Source organism: Streptomyces sp. NBC_01775 (assembly GCF_035917675.1).
Classification (GTDB): Bacteria; Actinomycetota; Actinomycetes; order Streptomycetales; family Streptomycetaceae; genus Streptomyces.
In genome coordinates this window covers 8287819-8308057 of sequence record NZ_CP109104.1, presented here as the reverse complement: position 1 = coordinate 8308057, position 20239 = coordinate 8287819, and the positions used below count along the sequence as shown (strand labels likewise).

Sequence of the window (20239 nt, the reverse complement as noted above, 5' to 3'; positions counted from 1 at the left end):
ATTGCGAACGCGGCGGTTGAGCCCGCCGTCACCACCGCCGGGACCCACGCCGTCGTGGTCGCGCGCCGCTGTGGCGGAGAGGGGTGTGGGGGCGCTGTCCCCACACCCCTTCAGCATGTCAGGGCGGTCCAGGACCTCCGGGGTCCATACCGCCGCGACGGCGATCAGCCACGACGGCGAGGGGCGGGCGAAATCCACGGCGGCCCCAGCCAGAACGTACGCCGCGAACCTAGGGGCGCCGCGCGGACGTGACGCGGTAGACGTCGTAGACGCCCTCCACGCCGCGTACCGCCTTCAGGACGTGCCCGAGGTGCTTGGGGTCGCCCATCTCGAAGGTGAAGCGGGAGGTGGCCACCCGGTCGCGGGAGGTCTGCACGGCCGCCGACAGGATGTTGACGTGCTGGTCGGACAGCACCCTCGTGACGTCCGAGAGGAGCCGGGACCTGTCCAGCGCCTCGACCTGGATGGCGACCAGGAAGACGGAGGACTGGGTGGGCGCCCACTCGACCTCCAGGATCCGCTCGGGCTCCTTGGACAGGGAGTCGACGTTGACGCAGTCGGCACGGTGCACGGAGACGCCGTTGCCCCGCGTGACGAAGCCGATGATGGGATCGCCCGGCACCGGCGTACAGCAGCGCGCCAGCTTGACCCAGACGTCCGAGCCGACGCCCTTGACGACCACTCCGGGGTCGGCCATGGCGCGCCGCTTGGTGCGGGTGGGCATGGGCGGCACGGTCTCGGCCAGGTCCTCCTTGGCCTCGTCCTCCCCGCCGAGCGCCTGCACCAGCTTCTGGCAGACGTTCTGCGCCGAGACATGGCCCTCGCCGATCGCCGCGTAGAGCGCGGAGATGTCCGGGTAGCGCATCTCGTGGGCGAGGGTGACCAGCGAGTCGCCGGTGAGGATGCGCTGGATGGGAAGGTTCTGCTTGCGCATGGCCCGCGCTATGGCGTCCTTGCCCTGCTCTATCGCCTCGTCGCGCCGCTCCTTGGTGAACCAGGCGCGGATCTTGTTGCGGGCACGCGGCGACTTGACGAAGCCGAGCCAGTCGCGCGAGGGGCCGGCGCCCGGGGCCTTGGAGGTGAAGACCTCGACGGTGTCGCCGTTGTCGAGGGTCGATTCCAGCGGCACCAGACGGCCGTTGACCCGCGCGCCGATGGTGCGGTGCCCGACCTCGGTGTGCACGGCATAGGCGAAGTCGACGGGCGTCGCCCCGGCCGGGAGCGCTATGACGTCGCCCTTCGGCGTGAAGACGAAGACCTCGTTGCGCGACAGGTCGAAGCGCAGCGACTCCAGGAACTCGCCCGGGTCCTCGGTCTCCTTCTGCCAGTCCAGCAGCTGCCGCAGCCAGGACATGTCGTTGATCGTGTCCTGGCCGCCGGCCTTGCCGCCGCTCTTGGGCACGTCCGAGCGCACCTTGGAGGCCCCGGCGACGGCCTGCTGCTTGTACTTCCAGTGGGCCGCGATGCCGTACTCGGCGCGGCGGTGCATGTCGAAGGTGCGGATCTGGAGCTCGACGGGCTTGCCGCCGGGACCGATGACCGTCGTGTGCAGCGACTGGTACATGTTGAACTTGGGCATCGCGATGTAGTCCTTGAACCGCCCCGGAACCGGGTTCCAGCGGGCGTGGACGGTGCCCAGCGCGGCGTAGCAGTCGCGGACGGTGTCCACCAGGACGCGGATGCCCACCAGGTCGTAGATCTCCGCGAAGTCCCGGCCGCGGACGATCATCTTCTGGTAGACGCTGTAGTAGTGCTTCGGCCGCCCGGTGACGGTGGCCTTGATACGGGCCGCGCGCAGATCGGCCTGGACCTCGTCGGTGACGACGGCCAGGTACTCGTCCCGCTTGGGCGCGCGCTCGGCGACCAGCCGGACGATCTCGTCGTACATCTTCGGGTAGAGGATCGCGAAGGCGAGGTCCTCCAGCTCCCACTTGATGGTGTTCATGCCCAGCCGGTGGGCCAGCGGAGCGAAGATCTCCAGGGTCTCGCGGGCCTTCTGCTCCTGCTTGGAGCGCTTGAGATAGCGCATCGTGCGCATGTTGTGCAGCCGGTCGGCGAGCTTGATCACCAGGACGCGGGGGTCCTTGGCCATGGCGACGACCATCTTGCGCACGGTCTCGGCCTGCGCCGCCTCGCCGAACTTGACCTTGTCGAGCTTGGTGACGCCGTCCACCAGCAGTGCGACCTGGTCGCCGAAGTCACGACGGAGGGTGTCGAGCCCGTACTCGGTGTCCTCGACGGTGTCGTGCAGCAGGCCCGCCATCAACGTGGCCGGGTCCATGCCCAGCTCGGCGAGGATGGTGGTGACGGCGAGCGGGTGGGTGATGTACGGATCGCCGCTCTTGCGCTTCTGCCCCCGGTGCCAGCGCTCGGCGACCTGGTAGGCCCGCTCGATCTGGCGGAGCGTCGAGGACTCGATCTTGGGGTCGTTGCTGCGCACTATCCGCAGCAGCGGTTCCAGGACCGGGTTGAAGGGGCTGGAGCGCTGCACGCCGAGACGCGCCAGACGGGCGCGTACGCGGTTGGAGGAGCCGGAGCGGCCCGAAACCCCCGAGACGGCGCGCGCGGGCGCCACGCGGTCGGTGACACCGCTCTCGGCGCCGTTCCGCGCTTCGCTGGGGGCCGCGGGGGCCCCGGATCCCTTCTTGCCCTTGCTGTCGGCCGTACGGGGCTCGCCCGAGCCGTCGCTCTTGGGGGGCAGCGCTTCGCCCGCCGTGGCACCCGGCCGCTGCCGCGCCGCCTTGTCGGCGCCGGCTGCGTCCTGGTGCTGTGCGGCGGTGAGCTGCTGGGCCTCGTCTGGCAAGAGCACTCCTCGTTGGACCCCAGGTCGGACTGCCATGGTAGCCATTCCGCGCTCCGCGCCCCTCCTGGGCCGAGGTGGGCGGGCACAGCGAAGGCGGCCACCATCCCCCAGCCTTCGGCCGGGGGGTTCCCTCAACGGGTGAACGTATCGGGTGGCCGCCTTATGCCGCTGCGCGGAGCAGCACGCTGTGGTCGGACTGTGACAGGTCAGACCGTGACGAGAGCGTCCAGCGGTGCCCCCTCCAGGGCCCGCTCGACCCGGGCCCGGCCGTCGAGGAAGCTCAGCTCCAGGAGCATCGCCACCGCCGCGACCTCGGCGCCCGCGCGGCGGATGAGCTGCACGGAGGCGTCGGCCGTACCGCCGGTCGCCAGCACGTCGTCGATCACCAGGACGCGGTCGCCCGCGCCCAGGTCCTCCGCGTGGATCTCGATCTCGGCGCTGCCGTACTCCAGGTCGTACGCCTGCGAGAGCGTGGCTCCGGGCAGCTTGCCCGCCTTGCGCACGGGCACGAAGCCGACGCCCGCGCGGACGGCGGCGGGTGCCGCGAGGATGAAGCCACGCGCCTCGAGGCCGACGACCTTGGTGGCGCCGTGCCGGGCGACGAGCCCGGCCAGCACGTCGGTCAGGGCCGAGAACGCCTTCGGGTCGGCGAGGAGCGGAGTGATGTCCTTGAACATCACTCCGGGCTTCGGGTAGTCCGGCACGTCGTGGATCCGGGCGGCCAGCAGCTCCCGTACTTCATCGGGGATCAGTGGCGGCGCGGGGGACTCCATCGCGCTCACGCCCTCACCTGCGCTTTCCCGAGGGCCTGCCGCGACCGCCACGGTTGCGGGGCGGCGGCTGGCGGCGCTGGCCGGAGACCCCGGCTCCCGCACCGGCACCGGCGCCGTTGGCGTCCTGGACCGTGATGGGCGGGCGGGGCCCGCCGCCGTCGCCGGGCGGCTCGTCCTGGGGGCCGTCGGGGTCCTGGCCCTCGCGTTCCTCGGCCTTGGCGCGCTTGGCCAGCACGCGCTTGGCGAGCGCCTTCATCTGCGGCTCGCGCTCCTTGAGGTCGGCGACCAGCGGCGTCGCGATGAAGATCGAGGAGTAGGCACCGGCCGCCAGGCCGACGAACAGCGAGAGCGCGATGTCGTTGAGCATGCCGCCGCCGAGCAGGCCACCGCCGATGAACAGCAGGCCGGCGACGGGGAGCAGCGCGACGACGGTGGTGTTGATGGAGCGCACCAGGGTGCTGTTGATGCTGCGGTTCGCGATCTCGCTGAAGGTGTACTTGGTCTGCTTGGTGACGTTCTTGCTGCCCTCTCTGAGCCCGTCGAAGACGACGACGGTGTCGTAGAGGGAGTAGCCGAGAATCGTCAGCAGACCGATCACGGTGCCTGGTGTGACTTCGAAGCCGACCAGGGAGTAGACGCCGACGGTGATGGTGAGGTCATGGATGAGGGCGATGAGCGCGGCGAGCGCCATACGCCACTCGAAGGCGATGGCGAGATAGATCACCACCAGGACCATGAAGATCCCGAGCCCCTGCCACGCCTTGTTGGCGATCTGCTCGCCCCAGCTGGGGCCGACGAGCTGGGCGTCGATCTTCTCCGCGTTGACCTTCAGGTCTTCGGCGAGCTTCTCCTTGACCTCGGAGGAGGTCTTGGTGTCGACGCCGGCGATCTGGACGCGCATCCCGCCGCCGCCCAGCTCCTGGACGATGGCGGTGTGCCCGGAGATCTTCTCGGCGGACCGCGTGGTGTGCTCGACGGAGGCCGTGGTCTTGGGCGTGGTGAAGACGGCGCCGCCCTCGAACTCGATGCCCATGTTGAGCCCGCGGACCACGAGTCCGACGATGGCCGTGATGGTGATCAGGATCGAGACGCTGTACCAGAGCTTGCGGTGACCGATGAAGTCGTAGCCGACCTCGCCGCGGTAGAGCCGGGCGCCGAGATTGCCGAGACGGGACATCTCACGCCTCCTTCGTGTCGGTGCTGACGGAGGAGCGACGGCCGCGCCGCAGCGGCGGCTTCGCGCCGAGCCTCGTGGGATCGAGCCCGGACCACGGATGCCCGTCGGAGAAGAACTTCCTGCGGGCCAGCAGCGTCATGATCGGCTTGGTGAAGAAGAAGACCACGACGACGTCGAGCGCGGTGGTCAGGCCGAGCGTGAACGCGAAGCCCTGCACCTTGCCGACGGTGACGGCGAACAGCACGGCCGCGGCGAGGAAGGAGACGAAGTCCGAGACCAGGATGGTGCGCCGGGCACGGGGCCAGGCACGCTCGACGGCGGGCCGCAGCGTGCGGCCCTCGCGCACTTCGTCTCTGATGCGTTCGAAGTAGACGATGAACGAGTCCGCCGTGATGCCGATGGCGACGATGGCGCCGCAGACGGCCGGCAGGTTGAGCGCGAAGCCCATCGCGGGGCCCAGCAAGGTCATGATCGTGTACGTCAGCACCGCGGAGACAAGGAGGCTGAGGATGGCGATCAGGGACAGGCCGCGGTAGTAGGCGACGAGGTAGATGATCACCAGGGCCATGCCGATGGCGCCGGCGACCAGACCCGCGTGCAACTGGTCGCTGCCGAGCGCCGCGGTGACCGTGGTCACGTCGGACTCGTCGAAGGACAGCGGCAGCGCGCCGTAGGACAGGATGTTGCCCAGGTCCTCGGCGGACTCCTGGGTGAAGCTGCCGGAGATCTCGGCGTTGTTCGTCAGCCGCTGGTTGACGGTCGGGGCCGACTGGACCTCGCCGTCCAGCGCGATGGCGAACTGGTTCAGCGGCTGCTGCTGCTTCATCAGCTTGCCGGTGATGTTGCCGAACTGGTCGGAGCCCTTGTCGTCGAACGACATCTGGACGATCCACTGGGCCCGCTGCTGGTCGAAGACGGCCTTGGCGTCCTTGACGTTCTTGCCCTGGACGGCGACCGGGCCGAGCGCGTACTTGATCTTCTCGCGCGCGTCACAGGCGACGATCTGCTGCGAAGGCTTGGCGGCGGCGGCCTTCTCGCTGGCCTTCGCCCTGGATTCCTTGGTGTTGCAGTTCAGCGCCTGAAGCTTCTTGGCCAGCGCGCCGGAGACGCCGGGCGGCTGCTGTTGCTGCGGAGGGGTGGTGGGCGGCGGGCTCTTCTTGCTCCCGGACTCGCTGGCCTTGGGGGTGGGAGTCTCCTTCGTCTTCGCGGTCTGGGACTTCAGCCCTTCGGTGACCGCGCGGCCCTGCCCCGCCGATGAGGAGGAGCCCGAGGAGGACGCCTTGTCATCGGCGCCCCCCGCTCCCTTTTCCCCGCTCTTGTCGCCCTTCCCGTCCTGCCCGTCCTTCTTCTTGCCCGAACCCGTGCTGTCGGAGGGCGACGGTGTCGGCGTCGGCTGCTGCTGACCGGTCTGGGCCAGCGTCAGTACCGGGCGGAAGCCCAGCTCAGCGGTCGTGCCGACCTGCTCGCGTGCCTGCTTGGAGTTGGTGCCCTTCGGGATGTTGACGATGATGTGCCGGTCGCCCTGGGTCTGGACCTCGGCCTCCTGCACACCAAGACCGTTGACACGCCGCTCGATGATGCTGACGGCGGTGTCCATGTTGGTCTTGTTGATCGCATTGGGCTTGCCCGGCTGGTTCTTGGCCTCAAGCGTGATGCTCGTGCCGCCGGCGAGGTCGATCCCCAGCCGGGGGGTCTTGTGGCCCGAGAGGAACATCCCCCCGAACAACCCGGCCATGACCAGCAGGATCAGCGCTAGGGAGCGCCACGGCCTTCCCTTGGCGCCAGGAGCCTTTCGGCCCCTCTTCGGTGCTGCCACCTTCTCGTCTCTCCCTGTCCAACCGCCCCGGCCGCCCCCTGAGTTCGGCTAGGGCGGCCCGGCGGCACGCGAAGTGGTCTGTGGACGTGCTACGCCGCCGGACCCGGTCTCCTCCGACCTTCGGTCAGGAGGTGCCCCCATCAGTCCGGCGGCGCCGACCTTACTTGGAGTCGGAGTCTCCGTCCCGCTTGGCATCCTTCGAGCCGGTGGTGTCGGCCTTGGCCGCGTCCACCTTGGGCTCCTCGGAGGCGTCCGCGGTGGCCTTGGCGTCCTCGTCGGCTTCGTCGTCGGGCGTGTCCGCGACGGAATCCTTCTTGCCGAGATCGAGCTTCGTGTCGGCGGGAGAGTCCTCGTCGCGGGTCAGCGCCGAGGCGTCGTCCGGAACCACCGTGTCGACGTCCAGCTCCTCGCCCTCGCCCCCGTTCACGATGCGGTCGAACTCCTCGTCCGGGAGCACGGCACCGATGGCGTTCTTGGCGAACAGAGCGTGCACGCCCGGCTCGATCTCGACCAGGACGGCGTCGTCGCGGACCTCCTTGACGACGGCATACATGCCCCCGATGGTCCGGATGCCCGTGCCGGGCTGCATCTGGTCACGCATCTGCGAGGCCTGACGCTGCTTCTTCTTGGCCGAGCGGGTCATCAGGAACATGGCCCCGATGAGCACGATGAAAGGGAGCAGAGCAATAGGATCCACGGCGGAAGATATTCCTTCATGGCCGCGTCTCAGCGGCCTGGGTATTCGGGGTGGGCAAGCCTCCGCAAAGGGAGGGCGTCGGCGGAGTCTAAGCGAGGCTTCGCCAATGGAACAACGTCAAGCATGGCACCGGGGTTCCTGGCCCGGCGAGCCCCCGCGCCGTCACGGCGCCGTCACGTTCCGAACAGACCCTGCTGTCCCTGGCCGCCGGTGGGTGACTGCGGGGACTGCTGGGGCGGAGTGAGGCCCAGGTGGGCCCATGCGGCGGGGGTGGCGACGCGACCACGGGGCGTACGCGCGAGCAGTCCCTCCCGTACGAGGAAGGGCTCGGCGACCTCCTCCACGGTCTCACGCTCCTCCCCCACCGCGACGGCGAGCGTGGAGAGACCCACCGGGCCGCCGCCGAAGAGCTTGAGCAGCGAGCCGAGCACCGCGCGGTCGAGCCGGTCGAGGCCGCGCCCGTCGACCTCGTAGACCTTCAGCGCGGCGGAGGCGATCTCGCGGGTGATCACGCCGTCCGCCTTGACCTGGGCGTAGTCCCGGACACGGCGCAGCAGCCGGTTGGCGATACGGGGCGTGCCGCGCGAGCGCCCGGCGATCTCCACCGCGCCCTCGGGGTCCGTGTGCACGTCCAGGAGCTGCGCCGAGCGGTGCACGACCTGCTCCAGCTCGCCCGGCTCGTAGAACTCCATGTGCGCGGTGAAGCCGAAGCGGTCGCGCAGCGGGGGCGGCAGCAGTCCCGCGCGGGTGGTGGCGCCCACGAGGGTGAAGGGCGGCAGCTCCAGCGGGATCGCCGTCGCCCCGGGGCCCTTGCCGACGATCACATCGACGCGGAAGTCCTCCATCGCCATGTAGAGCATCTCTTCGGCGGGGCGGGACATCCGGTGGATCTCGTCCAGGAAGAGGACCTCGCCCTCCTGGAGCGAGGACAAGATGGCGGCGAGGTCACCGGCGTGCTGGATGGCGGGGCCCGAGGTGATGCGGATGGGGGCGTTCATCTCCGCCGCGATGATCATCGAAAGAGTTGTCTTGCCGAGCCCGGGGGCCCCGGACAGCAGGACGTGGTCGGCGGTGCCGCCACGGGCGCGGGCCGCCCTCAGGACGAGGTCGAGCTGCTCGCGCACCTTGGGCTGCCCGATGAACTCCCCCAGCTGCTTGGGCCGCAGCGCCGCCTCGACGGCCTGGTCCTCACTGTCGGCGTCCGCGCCGACCAGCCGTTCTTCCGCGTTCATGGCAGAGACCTCCACCGGATTGTGGGCAGGCGTTCCGCAAGGCGGAACAGGTGGGCACACAGCGGCCACCGGCCTGCGCTCAAGTGCGGGGCGACGACCACAGCCCTCACCGGGCCCGGTTCAGCGACTGGAGGGCGGCCTTCAACAGTGAGCCCACCTGCGGCTGTCCGCCGTCGGCGACAACGGCCTCGGCCTGCGGTGCCACAGCCGCGACCGCTTCGTCGGCCTCCCGGGCGGCATATCCCAACCCGACCAGGGCCACGTGCAGTTGCTCTCGCCATCCGGTGGCGACGGGCGCGCCCACGCCCGCCCGGGAGGCGTGCGCGCCGGTGCCGAGCGGTTCGCCGAGGCGGTCCTTGAGCTCCAGCAACAGCTTCTGGGCGCCCTTCTTCCCGATGCCGGGCACGGCGGTCAGCGCCTTCTCGTCCCCGATGGAGACCGCGAGCCGCAGCGCGTCGGGGGCGTGTACCGCGAGCATCGCCTGGGCCAGCCGGGGGCCGACGCCGCTGGCGGTCTGGAGCAGTTGGAAGACCTGCCGCTCGTCCTCGTCGGCGAAGCCGTACAGCGTCAGGGAATCCTCCCGGACGACCAGGGAGGTGGCGAGCTTGGCGTGCTCTCCGACGCGGAGCCCCGCGAGGGTGCCGGGAGTGCACTGAAGGGCCATGCCGACGCCGCCGACCTCGACCACTGCGGTGTCGGGGGCGAGCGCGGCGACGGGGCCCGAGACGAAGGCGATCATCGAGTGGTGCCTTTCAGACGCTGAGCTGCGACGGCTTGCTGGAGACGGTTTTGTGCGGGGCCGCGCCAGATGTGACAGATGGCGAGCGCGAGGGCGTCGGCGGCGTCGGCCGGCTTGGGCGGCGCGGCCAGCCGCAGCAACCGGGTGACCATGGCGGCGACCTGCGCCTTGTCGGCCCGGCCTGAACCGGTGATGGCGGCCTTGACCTCGCTGGGGGTGTGCAGCGCCACCGGCAGCCCGCGGCGCGCGGCGCACAGCATGGCGACGGCACTGGCCTGTGCCGTGCCCATGACGGTGCGGACGTTGTGCTGGCTGAAGACCCGCTCGACGGCGACGGCTTCGGGGTGATGCGCGTCCAGCCACTCCTCCATGCCGCGCTCGACGAGCACCAGCCGCTCGGCGGTCTCGGCCTCGGCGGGAGTGCGGATCACACCGACCGCCGTCATGGAAAGCTGCCGCCCCGCGACACCGTCGACCACGCCGATCCCGCAGCGGGTCAGCCCGGGGTCAACTCCCAGCACGCGCAACGCGATCCCCCCTCTTCTCGGCCTGCCTCCGGCACCCGTCACCGTGTTCCCGCAGGTTATCGGGCGGCACCGACAGAGCGGACGGCCCGGGGAGACGTGTCTCCGCCGGGCCGTCACCAGCCGTGTCCCAAGGCGCGCCCGTCAGGCGTCGACCTTCGCCATCACCTCGTCGGAGACGTCGAAGTTGGCGAAGACGTTCTGCACGTCGTCGCTGTCCTCCAGCGCGTCGATCAGCTTGAAGATCTTGCGCGCGCCATCCTCGTCGAGCTGGACCTGCATGCTCGGCACGAAGCTGGCGTCGGCGGAGTCGTAGTCGATCCCCGCCTCGACCAGCGCGGTACGCACCGGGACCAGGTCGGTGGCCTCGCTGATCACCTCGAAGTTGTCACCGAGGTCGTTGACCTCCTCGACACCCGCCTCCAGCACGGCACCGAGCACATCGTCCTCGCTCAGGCCGTTCTTGGGGACGATGAGGACGCCCTTGCGGTTGAAGAGGTAGGAGACCGAGCCGGGGTCGGCCATGGAGCCGCCGTTGCGGGTCATGGCGACGCGCACATCGGATGCCGCGCGATTGCGGTTGTCCGTCAGGCATTCGATCAGCACGGCCACGCCGTTCGGGCCGTAGCCCTCGTACATGATCGTTTCGTAGTCGGCGCCGCCGGCCTCAAGGCCCGCGCCGCGCTTGACCGCGCTGTCGATGTTCTTGTTCGGAACCGACTGCTTCTTCGCCTTCTGAATGGCGTCGAAGAGTGTCGGGTTGCCCTCCGGATCGGCGCCGCCGGTACGCGCCGCGACCTCGATGTTCTTGATCAGCTTCGCGAAGAGCTTGCCGCGCTTGGCATCGATCACGGCCTTCTTGTGCTTTGTGGTAGCCCACTTAGAGTGGCCGGACACAGCCTCGCTCCTTCACAGTCACCAACTTCTTCTCAACGCGGAGATCCTACCGTCAGCGACTCAGCGTGCTGACCGCACCATCGCGGTGAACAGTCCGTGCACCCTGTGGTCGCCGGTCAGCTCGGGGTGGAAGGAGGTGGCGAGCAGGTTGCCCTGCCGCACGGCGACCGCGTGGCCGTCGTAGGCGGCCAGTGTCCGCGTCGCCGCCCCGGTCGACTCCACCCACGGGGCGCGGATGAAGACGCCCTCCACCGGGCCGCCCTCCACGCCGTCCACGGGGAGGGACGCCTCGAAGGACTCGTTCTGCCGCCCGAAGGCGTTACGCCGCACGATCATGTCGATCCCGCCGATCGTCTCCTGGCCGGAGCGGGGGTCGAGGATCTTGTCGGCGAGCATGATCATGCCCGCGCACGAGCCGTAGGCGGGCATGCCTGCCTGTACGCGGGCGCGGAGGGGGTCCATCAGGCCGAAGGCAACGGCCAGCTTGCTGATCGTCGTCGACTCACCGCCCGGGATGACGAGGCCGTCGACCGCCTCGAGCTCTTCCGGGCGGCGCACCTGTACGGGCTCCGCTCCCGAGCCCTTGAGGGCTGCCAGGTGTTCGCGGACGTCGCCCTGGAGGGCGAGCACGCCGATGGTGGGCTCAGACACTGTGCGGTCCTTCTTGCTTACGGGGCACCTAGATCTGGTGGGAGTGCGCCGGGCGGGCCCGGCGCGTGCACGGGCGGCCGGGCCCGGCGCGTAGCAGCCGGGCCCGCCCGGTGCGGTGTGCGGGCCCGGCACTTCGAACGGGCTCTACCAGCCGCGGTTCGCGTAGCGCTCGCCCTCGGGGAGGGTGTCGCAGTTGATGCCGACCATGGCCTCGCCCAGGCCGCGGGACGCGTCGGCGATGATCTTGGGGTCGTCGTAGAAGGTGGTGGCCTTCACGATGGCGGCGGCGCGCTTGGCCGGGTCGCCGGACTTGAAGATGCCGGAGCCGACGAAGACGCCCTCGGCGCCGAGCTGGCGCATCAGGGCCGCGTCGGCCGGGGTGGCCACGCCGCCGGCGGAGAAGAGCACGACCGGCAGCTTGCCCGCCACCGCGACGTCCTTGACCAGCTCGTACGGGGCACGCAGCTCCTTGGCTGCGGCGTACAGCTCGTTGTTGTCGAGGACGGTCAGCTTGCCGATCTCGCTCTTGATCTGGCGCATGTGGCGGACCGCCTCGACGACGTTGCCCGTGCCGGCCTCGCCCTTGGAGCGGATCATGGCCGCGCCCTCGGCGATCCGGCGCAGGGCCTCACCCAGATTGGTGGCTCCGCAGACGAACGGCGTGGTGAAGGCGAACTTGTCACTGTGGTTGACCTCATCGGCCGGGGTGAGGACCTCCGACTCGTCGATGTAGTCCACACCCAGCGCCTGAAGGATCTGGGCCTCCACCAGGTGGCCGATGCGGGACTTGGCCATGACCGGGATGGAGACGGCGCTGATGATCCCGTCGATCATGTCGGGGTCGGACATGCGGGCCACGCCGCCGTCCTTGCGGATGTCGGCGGGTACCCGCTCCAGCGCCATGACCGCCACGGCACCGGCGTCCTCGGCGATCTTCGCCTCTTCCGGGGTGACGACGTCCATGATCACGCCACCCTTGAGCTGCTCGGCCATGCCGCGCTTGACGCGTGCGGTACCGGTCTCGGCGCTGGGCGCTGCGGACTCGGTGACAGGGGACGGAGTTGACACGGTTCGACCTCGCTCGACGGGAAAAATACGGCAGGACCAACCGGCCCTGTTCGTAACAGTCGCCCATCCCGGCCGCCGCCGGAAAGGGCCAATTCCAGTGCTGTGGCCTGTACCCGAGCCGTCCGCGAGTGGGCTACCCGCCCGCGTGGCCCCGGTCGACCAGGGCCGGCGGCGGCCCGTCGTCCATCTCGAACGCCAGCGGGAAGGGGGCGTGGCCCGCCAGCCGGAACCAGCGCACCTTCCGGTGGCGCCGCAGCGCCCGCGCGGCCCGCACGGCGTCGTTGTGGAAGCGCCGCGCCATGGGCACCCTGCGTACCGAGGCACCCAGCTCCAGGGCCGTCTCCTCCCCGCCCGGCGCCGCCCGTAGGACCTCGACCTGCGCGGTCTCGGCGAAGACGGCGCGCAGGGCCTGGCTCAGCTCGCTCTCGGCCACCTCGCGCTGGTCCTCCTCGGCCTGCCGCGCCTCGTGTGCCGCCTGATAGAGCACTATCGAGGCCGCCGGGTCGAGCACCCCCGCCGTCGCCAGCTCCTGCGCGATCGACGCCCGGCGCAGGAGCGTGGCGTCCAGCGTCGCCTTGGCCGCGTCGATGCGGGCGTGCAGCCGGTCGAGGCGGCCTGCCGTCCAGCTCAGATAGACGCCGATCAGCAGCAGCGCGACGGCGATCCAGATCAGTGTGGTGAGGGTCGGCATCGTGGTCCTCGGATCCTCGGTGCTGGGGTCTCGGTGCTGGGTCTGGTCCTCGGCCGGGCCCCCTGCTCAGTCCCTGGCCAGGCCGAGCCGGGCGCGTAGGCCGATTCTCTCGTCCGGGGCGACGGAAACGGCGCCGTCGGTGACCGTTTCGTACACGGAGAGGATGTCGGCTCCGACGGTGGACCAGTCGAAGCGGCGCACATGGCGGGTGCCGCGTGCCCGCAGCTCGGCGCGGCGCTCGGGGTCGGCGAGGAGCCGCACGGCGGACTCGGCCAGCGCGTCGGCGCTCTCGTTGGCGAACAGCTGGCCCGCCGCTCCCCCGTCGAGCACCTGCTCGAAGGCGTCCAGGTCGCTGGCGAGGACGGGCGCACCCGCCGACATGGCCTCCACCAGGATGATGCCGAAGGACTCGCCGCCGGTGTTGGGCGCGATGTACAGGTCGACGCTGCGCAGCAGCCGGGCCTTGTCCTCGTCGCTGACCATGCCCAGGAACTCGACGCTGTCGCGCATCGGGCGCGGCAGCGCGGCCACCGCCTCCTGCTCGTCCCCCCGGCCCGCGATCAGCAACCGGGTGCCCGGGGCCTCCTCCAGGATCCGGGGCAGCGCGGCCATCAGCACGGGGAGTCCCTTGCGGGGCTCGTCGATGCGGCCGATGAAGCCGATCGTGGGTCCCTCGGAGCCGCCCTGCCACTCCTCCTTGGGCTCGGCGTCCGCGAAGAAGCCAACGTCGACGCCGTTGGGGATGGTCACCGCGTCCCCGCCCAGGTGCTCGACCAGGGTGCGGCGCGCGTACTCGCTCACTGCGATCCGCGCGCTGATCTTCTCCAGCGCCGGCTGGAGGATCGGATACGCCGCGATCATGGCCCGGGAGCGGGGGTTGGAGGTGTGGAAGGTGGCGACGATGGGGCCCTGCGCCGCCCAGCACGCCAGCAGCGCCAGCGAGGGCGTCGCCGGCTCGTGGATGTGCAGGACGTCGAAGCGGCCCTCGTGCACCCATCTGCGTACCCGGGCCGCCGACAGGAAGCCGAAGTTGAGCCGCGCGACCGAGCCGTTGTACGGCACCGGAACGGCCCGGCCCGCCGAGACGACGTACGACGGCAAGGGGGTCTCGTCGTCCGACGGAGCGAGGACGGAGACCTCGTGCCCCAGCCGGATCAGATGCTCGGCCAGATCGCGGACGTGGAACTGGACGCCTCCGGGGACGTCCCACGAGTACGGGCAGACGACGCCGATCCTCATCCCTCCCCCTCCCCCTTGCGCGGGCCTGCCCGGACGCCGTTGTCCAGATCGGCGAGCCACAGGCGCTGGAGCATGTGCCAGTCCTCGGGGTGCTCGGCGATGCCGGCGGCGAAGGTGTCGGCGAGAGTCTGGGTCATGGCCGCCACCCGCTCCCTGCGACCCTCGATGCCGGGCACGGGGACCGGCGCGTGCACCTTCCCCTTCATGACGGGGGAATCGTCGTACCACAGCGTCACCGGCAGCAGCAGCGCGCCGGTCTGCTGCGCGAGCAGTGCGGGGCCCGCCGGCATGCGCGCGGTCTCGCCGAAGAACTTGACCTCCAGCCCGGCGGAGGACAGGTCGCGGTCGGCGACCAGGCACACCAGGCCGCCGGCCCGGAGCCTGCGCGCCAGGGTGCCGAACGCCGAGCCCCCGGCATGCGGCAGCACCTCCATGCCGAGGCTCTCGCGGTAGGCGACGAACCTGTCGTACAGCGATTCGGGCTTGAGCCGCTCCACGACCGTGGTGAAGGGGGTGCGCAGCGCGGTGACCACATAGGCGCCAGCCAGGTCCCAGTTGCCCATGTGGGGCAGCGCGAGGATCACGCCCTGGTCGGAGGCGATGCCGTCGGTGAGGCGGTGCAGATCCTCTATCTCGACGTCCTGGGCGACGCGCCGCTCGTTCCAGGACGGCAGCCGGAAGGACTCCATCCAGTACCGCGTGTACGAGCGCATCCCGGCGTGCGAGAGGCGGCGCAGCTGGGCGGGCGAGGCGTCGGGCACCACCCTGGCGAGGTTGGACTCCAGCCGGGAGACGCCCTTGCCTCGGCGCCGCCAGGCGGTGTCGGCCACCCGCCGGCCGAGCGCGGCTGCCGCGGGCTCGGGCAGCTTCTTGACCCCGGCCCAGCCCAGCCCGTAGAGCGAGTCGGTGAGCCGGTCGCGGACTGCGCTCACGCGGTCCTTCCCTTCTGCTTCGCTGAGCCGGACGCCTCCTCGGTCCCTCCGGCGGGCACCTTCCCGGGAGCCGGCGCCGCCGGCCCGGCGGCTGACCCGGCCGCGGGCTCCTGGCCGGCCGGAGTCTCCTGGGCCGGGGTCTCCTCGGCCTCGGCGGCCTCCCGGCGCACCGTCACCACCCGCTGGCCGAGGGTGACCGCGCTGCCTGCCGCGACCACCCACAGCGCGACGGGCAGCAGCACGCCGATGTAGGGGACGCCGAAAGTGGCCTCGAAGCCTGAGAGCCCGGCGAGCACCAGCGTGATCACCAGCCGCTCGGCCCGCTCGACCAGCCCGTTGACGTTGACGGGCAGGCCGATGCTCTCGCCCCGCGCCTTGGTGTACGAGACGACCTGACCGCTGGCCAGGCAGAAGATCGTCACGGCGCACAGCGCGATGTCGTCACCGCGTCCCGCGTACCACAGCGCGATCCCCCCGAAGACGGCCGCGTCGGCGACGCGGTCCAGGGTCGAGTCCAAGAACGCGCCCCACCTGCTGGAGCGCCCCAACTGCCGCGCCATGTTGCCGTCGACGAGATCCGAGAAGACAAACAGGGTGATGACTACCGTTCCCCAGAAGAACTCCCCCATGGGGTAGAAAATCAGGGCCCCCGCCATCACCCCGCCGGTGCCGACCAGAGTGACCGCGTCGGGACTCACGCCCAGGCGCAGCAGCATCGCGGCGAATGGCGTGAGGACACGCGTGAAGAAGGCACGCGCGTACTTGTTCAGCATGACCGTCCCGGTGCTTCGTGAGTGAGCCGGATGGCGATGTGGCCACCGGCCCGGCCCATCGTAGCCACGCGGCGGCAGCGCCCGGCGCACACCGTCCGTCGGCGCCGTGTTCAACGTATGGACGCCTTCCGGCAGCGGTGGAAAGCTCGAAGAACCGTGGTCTTCGCGACCCCTCGGCCCCTTCAGCGCGATCCAGCAGGTGTCAACCGGAAGGCGGGACGCATGGCCGATAAAGCGAACGCACACCCCGGAGCCGCCGGCAGGGCAGCGGCGGCCGACCACCCCGCGTCCATACGGAACGTGGTATTGGTCGGCCACAGCGGAGCGGGAAAGACCACCTTGGTCGAATCCCTCGCCCTCGCATCAGGCGCGGTGACCCGGGCGGGCCGCGTGGAGGACGGCGGCTCCCTGTCCGACTACGACGAGATCGAGCACAGGCAGCAGCGCTCCATCCAGCTCTCACTGGTGCCGCTCGCCTGGGACGGCATCAGGATCAACGTGCTGGACACCCCCGGATACGCCGACTTCGTCGGGGAATTGAGGGCGGGTCTGCGGGCGGCGGACGCCGCCCTTTTCGTCGTCTCGGCCGCCGACGGCGTCGACGGGGCGACCCGGCTCGTGTGGCAGGAGTGCGCGGCCGTCGGCATGCCGCGCGCCATCGTCGTCACCCACCTCGACGCGGCCCGCGCCGACTTCGACGAGCTGGCCGCCGTCTGCCAGGACGTCCTGGGCGGCGACGATCCCGACGCCGTCATCCCCCTCTACCTCCCCGCGCTCGGCGAGCGGCGCCCCGACGGCAGCGCCCCGGTGACCGGCCTGATCGGGCTGCTCACCCAGCGCCTGTTCGACTACGGCGCGGGCGCCCGCACCGAGAGCGATCCCCGCGAGGAACATCTCGCCCTCATCGAGGAGGCCAGGAACCGGCTCATCGAGGGCATCATCGCGCAGAGCGAGGACGAGACCCTCATGGACCGCTACCTCAGCGGCGAGGAGTGCGACGTCAAGACGCTCATCCAGGACCTGGAGAAGGCCGTGGCACGCGGCGTCTTCCATCCAGTGCTGGCCGCGGCCCCGCCTGCCGAGGGTGCCCGGCAGGGCCTCGGCACGGTCGAGCTGCTGGAGCTGATCACCGGGGGCTTCCCCACCCCGGAGGAGCGCTCCGTCCCGGAGGTCACCACGCCCCAGGGCGCGCCCCGGCCCCCGCTCACCTGCGATCCGGCCGGCCCGCTCGCCGCCGAGATCGTCAAGACCTCCTCCGACCCCTACGTCGGCCGCATCTCCCTCGTCCGGATCTTCTCCGGCACCCTGCGCCCCGACGAGACCGTGCATGTGTCCGGGCACGGCCTGGAGAGCCGAGGCCATGAGGACCACGACGTCGACGAGCGCATCGGCGCCCTGTCCGCCCCCTTCGGCAAACAGCAGCACTCCCTCGGCCGGGCCATCGCCGGGGACCTGGCCTGCGTGGCCAAGCTCTCCCGCGCCGAGACCGGCGACACCCTCTCCGCGAAGGACGACCCGCTGCTCATGGAGCCGTGGGTGATGCCCGACCCGCTGCTGCCCGTCGCCATCCAGGCCCACAGCAAGGCAGACGAGGACAAGCTCTCCCAGGGCCTGTCCCGGCTCGTCGCCGAGGATCCGACGATGCGCCTGGAGCAGAATCAGGACACCCACCAGCTCGTGCTGTGGTGCCTGGGCGAAGCGCACGTGGACGTCGCGCTGGAGCGGCTGCGCTCCCGCTACGGCGTGCAGGTCGACACCGTCCCGCACAAGGTGTCGCTGCGCGAGACCTTCGCCTCCCGGGCGACCGGGCGCGGCCGGCACGTCAAACAGTCCGGCGGGCACGGCCAGTTCGCCATCTGCGAGATCACGGTCGAACCGCTGCCCGGCGGCTCCGGCATCGAGTTCGTCGACAAGGTGGTGGGCGGCTCCGTACCCCGCCAGTTCATCCCTTCCGTGGAGAAGGGCGTACGCGCCCAGGCGGTCAAGGGTGTGGCCGCCGGCTACCCGCTCGTGGACGTGCGCGTCACCCTGTTCGACGGCAAGGCGCACTCGGTCGACTCCTCGGACGCCGCCTTCCAGACGGCGGGCGCGCTGGCGCTGCGCGAGTGCGCCGGGCAGGCGACGATCCATCTGCTGGAGCCGGTCGCCGAGTTGGCCGTGGCCGTCGCCGACGACTACGTGGGCGCCGTGATGAGCGACCTGTCCGGGCGCCGCGGCCGGGTCCTGGGCACCGAGCAGGCCGGCCCCGGCAACACCCTGGTACGGGCCCAGATCCCGGAGATCGAGATCAGCAGGTACGCGGTGGACCTGCGCTCGATGTCGCACGGCACCGGCCGTTTCACCCGGGCGTACGCCCGGCACGAGCCAATGCCCCAACAACAGGCCACAAGGATTCTGGAGGAAGAGGGGAACACTGTCGGCGGTCGCTGAGGACACTTAGGCTGAGGCAAGATGTGTGCCGACCACGGCTGTTGGGAAGCCGTCGTGGTCGGCGGCACAACACACGGGCGGTCTCCGTGGTGTCGCGAGCCAGATCCGAGCGGAGTGGGGGCCAAGTGGCCGGATTCGACGACAGCAGCAAGACCGACGCGGCATCCGACTTCTCCCCAGGCGCCCAGGTACCCCTGTCCGGGGCGAGCGGACAGACGGCGGCCACCCAGGCCCTGGCCTCGGCCGCCTACCGCGACGACGAGGTCGAGAAGCTCATCGAGGCCAACCCCGAGGCCAGCTTCAAGAAGCCCAAGATCTCCCTGTTCGAGCCCAACCTGGGCGAGGCGTTCGCCCGCGCCGTGCAGACCAGACTGCTCGGCGGCGCCAGAGCCCCCCTCATCCAGTCCTTCGGCATCGAACCCCAGTCCGTGGTCGAGCACTGCCTCGCCGCGACCCGGGTACGCAAACAGCGCGACTCCCGGCTGACCGTGGTGATGTCGCTCTTCGGCCTGGTCTTCCTGCCCGGCGTGCTGCTGTGGCTCGGCGCCTTCCAGCTGCGCCGGGTGATCGCCGGCTCCAAGGACAAGCGCGCCGGGGCCTTCGGGACGGTGGCGCTGGTCGCCGTCGGAGCGCTCATCGTCCTGTTCGCCATCCGGCTGCCCTTCGGCGGCCTCTGGGCGCTCTACCTGCGCGCGATGCTGGTCGCACCCGTCGTCGGCTGGCTGTGGGCCAAGCAGATCTGCGAACGCTACGCCAAGGACCTGCGCAGCCGATGGGAGAGCCTGCTGGGCGGCGCGGGCGTCGGCGCCAAGATCCCCGAAGCGGTCCCCCAGGACCCCAGCGACGCGGGCGCCGAGCGCATCCGCCTCGGCCTGGCCAAGGTGGCCGCCGAGCAGGCCAGCAACCTCGTCTACTACGCGGGCCCCAAGGGAATACTGGGCATGGGCACCCGCTGGGGCAGCTGGCAGCTCGCCGAGGAGCTCGTCCCCGCCGAGGGCCACGAGGACATCAACCCCTTCCGCAGCTGGGACGTCGTCCGCGCCATCCACGACCAGCTCCGGATGCTGGAGCGCGGCCCCCTGCACACCGGAGGCTTCCCCGCCCCCTCGATAAGGCACTGGGTCGTCTCGCCCGTCGCCGAGGGAGCCAAGGCGGTCAAGCGCCCCGACGGCCAGGAGGTCGAGGGCTACCGCATCAAGGACTTCGAAATACAGCGCATCTGCAACGAGCAGCAGTTCGGCGCGGGCAACAGGCACTACCTCGGCACGCAGTTCGTCCTCTGGGACGGCCAGCTGGTGATCACCCTCCTGATCACCGTGACCGTGCTGCACCACACCCTGCGCATCGAGGTCACCGGGCACGCCCTCGGCCCCGTGCACGGGCTGTTCACCAGCGGACCGAAGGCCAAGACGAAGCAGGTCTCCAAGAGTGTGAAGTTCTGGGAGACCAGGACCGTCAAGCTGCCCCTGGTGGAGGCGAAGGAGGTTGTACGCCTTTCGGTGCGCGCCCCCTTCACCTGGTTCCCGCCGGTCCTGGACTTCCTCGGCGGCAAGCTCGCGCTCCCGGAGCCCTTCGGGCTGCGGCACGCCTGGGCGGACAAGCCCTGGCGCCACCGCTTCATGGCGGACGACGCGCTGCGCGCCGCGACGCCCGTGCTGCGGGTCGTGCACTCCGCGGCGATCCGGGTGCTGGCGGAGAACGGCTGCGACGTCGAGAAGTTCGGCAGCCGCTCCCTCAACCTCAGCGCCGCGGTGCAGGACCCCAAGCCCTTCAAGGCGGACGCGTACGACGCCTGAC

The 20239-nt window shown here is 70.6% G+C and carries 17 protein-coding genes; 2 read left to right on the top strand and 15 right to left on the bottom strand.

The window, feature by feature from the left end:
• Positions 1-229: 229 nt before the first annotated feature.
• From OHB04_RS36715 to pgsA, 15 genes are all read right to left on the bottom strand, one after another.
• Positions 230-2803, bottom strand: coding sequence for a RelA/SpoT family protein (locus OHB04_RS36715; protein ID WP_326691951.1), 2574 nt, complete (start codon positions 2801-2803; stop codon positions 230-232).
• A gap of 206 nt (positions 2804-3009) precedes the next feature.
• The gene (locus OHB04_RS36710) at positions 3010-3576 is read right to left on the bottom strand and encodes an adenine phosphoribosyltransferase (RefSeq protein WP_326693083.1); all 567 of its coding nucleotides are present in this window, start codon (positions 3574-3576) and stop codon (positions 3010-3012) included.
• A 13-nt stretch (positions 3577-3589) separates the two neighbouring features.
• Positions 3590-4753: a protein translocase subunit SecF gene (secF, locus tag OHB04_RS36705; protein WP_326691950.1), complete on the bottom strand. Its 1164-nt coding sequence runs from the start codon at positions 4751-4753 to the stop codon at positions 3590-3592.
• Position 4754: 1 nt separating this feature from the next.
• The gene (secD, locus tag OHB04_RS36700) at positions 4755-6569 is read right to left on the bottom strand and encodes a protein translocase subunit SecD (protein WP_326691949.1); all 1815 of its coding nucleotides are present in this window, start codon (positions 6567-6569) and stop codon (positions 4755-4757) included.
• A gap of 160 nt (positions 6570-6729) precedes the next feature.
• Entirely contained in the window at positions 6730-7266 is a 537-nt protein-coding gene (yajC, locus tag OHB04_RS36695; RefSeq protein ID WP_326691948.1) for a preprotein translocase subunit YajC, read from the bottom strand.
• A gap of 173 nt (positions 7267-7439) precedes the next feature.
• The gene (gene ruvB / locus OHB04_RS36690) at positions 7440-8498 is read right to left on the bottom strand and encodes a Holliday junction branch migration DNA helicase RuvB (RefSeq protein ID WP_326691947.1); all 1059 of its coding nucleotides are present in this window, start codon (positions 8496-8498) and stop codon (positions 7440-7442) included.
• Between the two features lie 106 nt (positions 8499-8604).
• Complete coding sequence (gene ruvA, locus OHB04_RS36685) at positions 8605-9237, bottom strand: Holliday junction branch migration protein RuvA (RefSeq protein WP_326809144.1); 633 nt, start codon at positions 9235-9237, stop codon at positions 8605-8607.
• Entirely contained in the window at positions 9234-9764 is a 531-nt protein-coding gene (ruvC, locus tag OHB04_RS36680) for a crossover junction endodeoxyribonuclease RuvC (RefSeq protein WP_326691945.1), read from the bottom strand. The genes ruvA and ruvC overlap by 4 nt, the downstream gene beginning before the upstream one ends.
• Before the next feature lie 141 nt (positions 9765-9905).
• A complete protein-coding gene (locus OHB04_RS36675) occupies positions 9906-10658 on the bottom strand; it encodes a YebC/PmpR family DNA-binding transcriptional regulator (protein WP_326691944.1) in 753 nt (250 codons plus the stop codon).
• Positions 10659-10718: 60 nt separating this feature from the next.
• A complete protein-coding gene (gene pdxT, locus OHB04_RS36670) occupies positions 10719-11309 on the bottom strand; it encodes a pyridoxal 5'-phosphate synthase glutaminase subunit PdxT (RefSeq protein WP_326691943.1) in 591 nt (196 codons plus the stop codon).
• A 144-nt stretch (positions 11310-11453) separates the two neighbouring features.
• A complete protein-coding gene (gene pdxS / locus OHB04_RS36665; protein ID WP_326691942.1) occupies positions 11454-12377 on the bottom strand; it encodes a pyridoxal 5'-phosphate synthase lyase subunit PdxS in 924 nt (307 codons plus the stop codon).
• Positions 12378-12510: 133 nt separating this feature from the next.
• Complete coding sequence (locus OHB04_RS36660; protein ID WP_326691941.1) at positions 12511-13068, bottom strand: hypothetical protein; 558 nt, start codon at positions 13066-13068, stop codon at positions 12511-12513.
• Positions 13069-13134: 66 nt separating this feature from the next.
• Positions 13135-14307 carry a glycosyltransferase family 4 protein gene (locus OHB04_RS36655; RefSeq protein ID WP_326691940.1) on the bottom strand — a complete coding sequence of 391 codons (1173 nt, stop codon included), beginning with the start codon at positions 14305-14307 and terminating at the stop codon, positions 13135-13137.
• Complete coding sequence (locus OHB04_RS36650) at positions 14304-15239, bottom strand: phosphatidylinositol mannoside acyltransferase (protein ID WP_326691939.1); 936 nt, start codon at positions 15237-15239, stop codon at positions 14304-14306. Before OHB04_RS36650 ends, OHB04_RS36655 begins: the two co-directional genes overlap by 4 nt.
• Positions 15236-16012: a phosphatidylinositol phosphate synthase gene (pgsA, locus tag OHB04_RS36645; protein ID WP_326691938.1), complete on the bottom strand. Its 777-nt coding sequence runs from the start codon at positions 16010-16012 to the stop codon at positions 15236-15238. Before pgsA ends, OHB04_RS36650 begins: the two co-directional genes overlap by 4 nt.
• A gap of 222 nt (positions 16013-16234) precedes the next feature.
• Between pgsA and OHB04_RS36640 the strand changes: the two genes are divergently transcribed.
• Together OHB04_RS36640 and OHB04_RS36635 are read left to right on the top strand one after the other, a co-directional pair.
• On the top strand, positions 16235-18442 hold the full coding sequence (locus OHB04_RS36640) for an elongation factor G-like protein EF-G2 (RefSeq protein WP_326691937.1): 2208 nt from the start codon (positions 16235-16237) through the stop codon (positions 18440-18442).
• A gap of 125 nt (positions 18443-18567) precedes the next feature.
• Positions 18568-20238 (top strand): hypothetical protein, encoded by a 1671-nt coding sequence (locus OHB04_RS36635; protein WP_326691936.1) that lies wholly within the window; start codon positions 18568-18570, stop codon positions 20236-20238.
• Position 20239 lies beyond the last annotated feature (1 nt).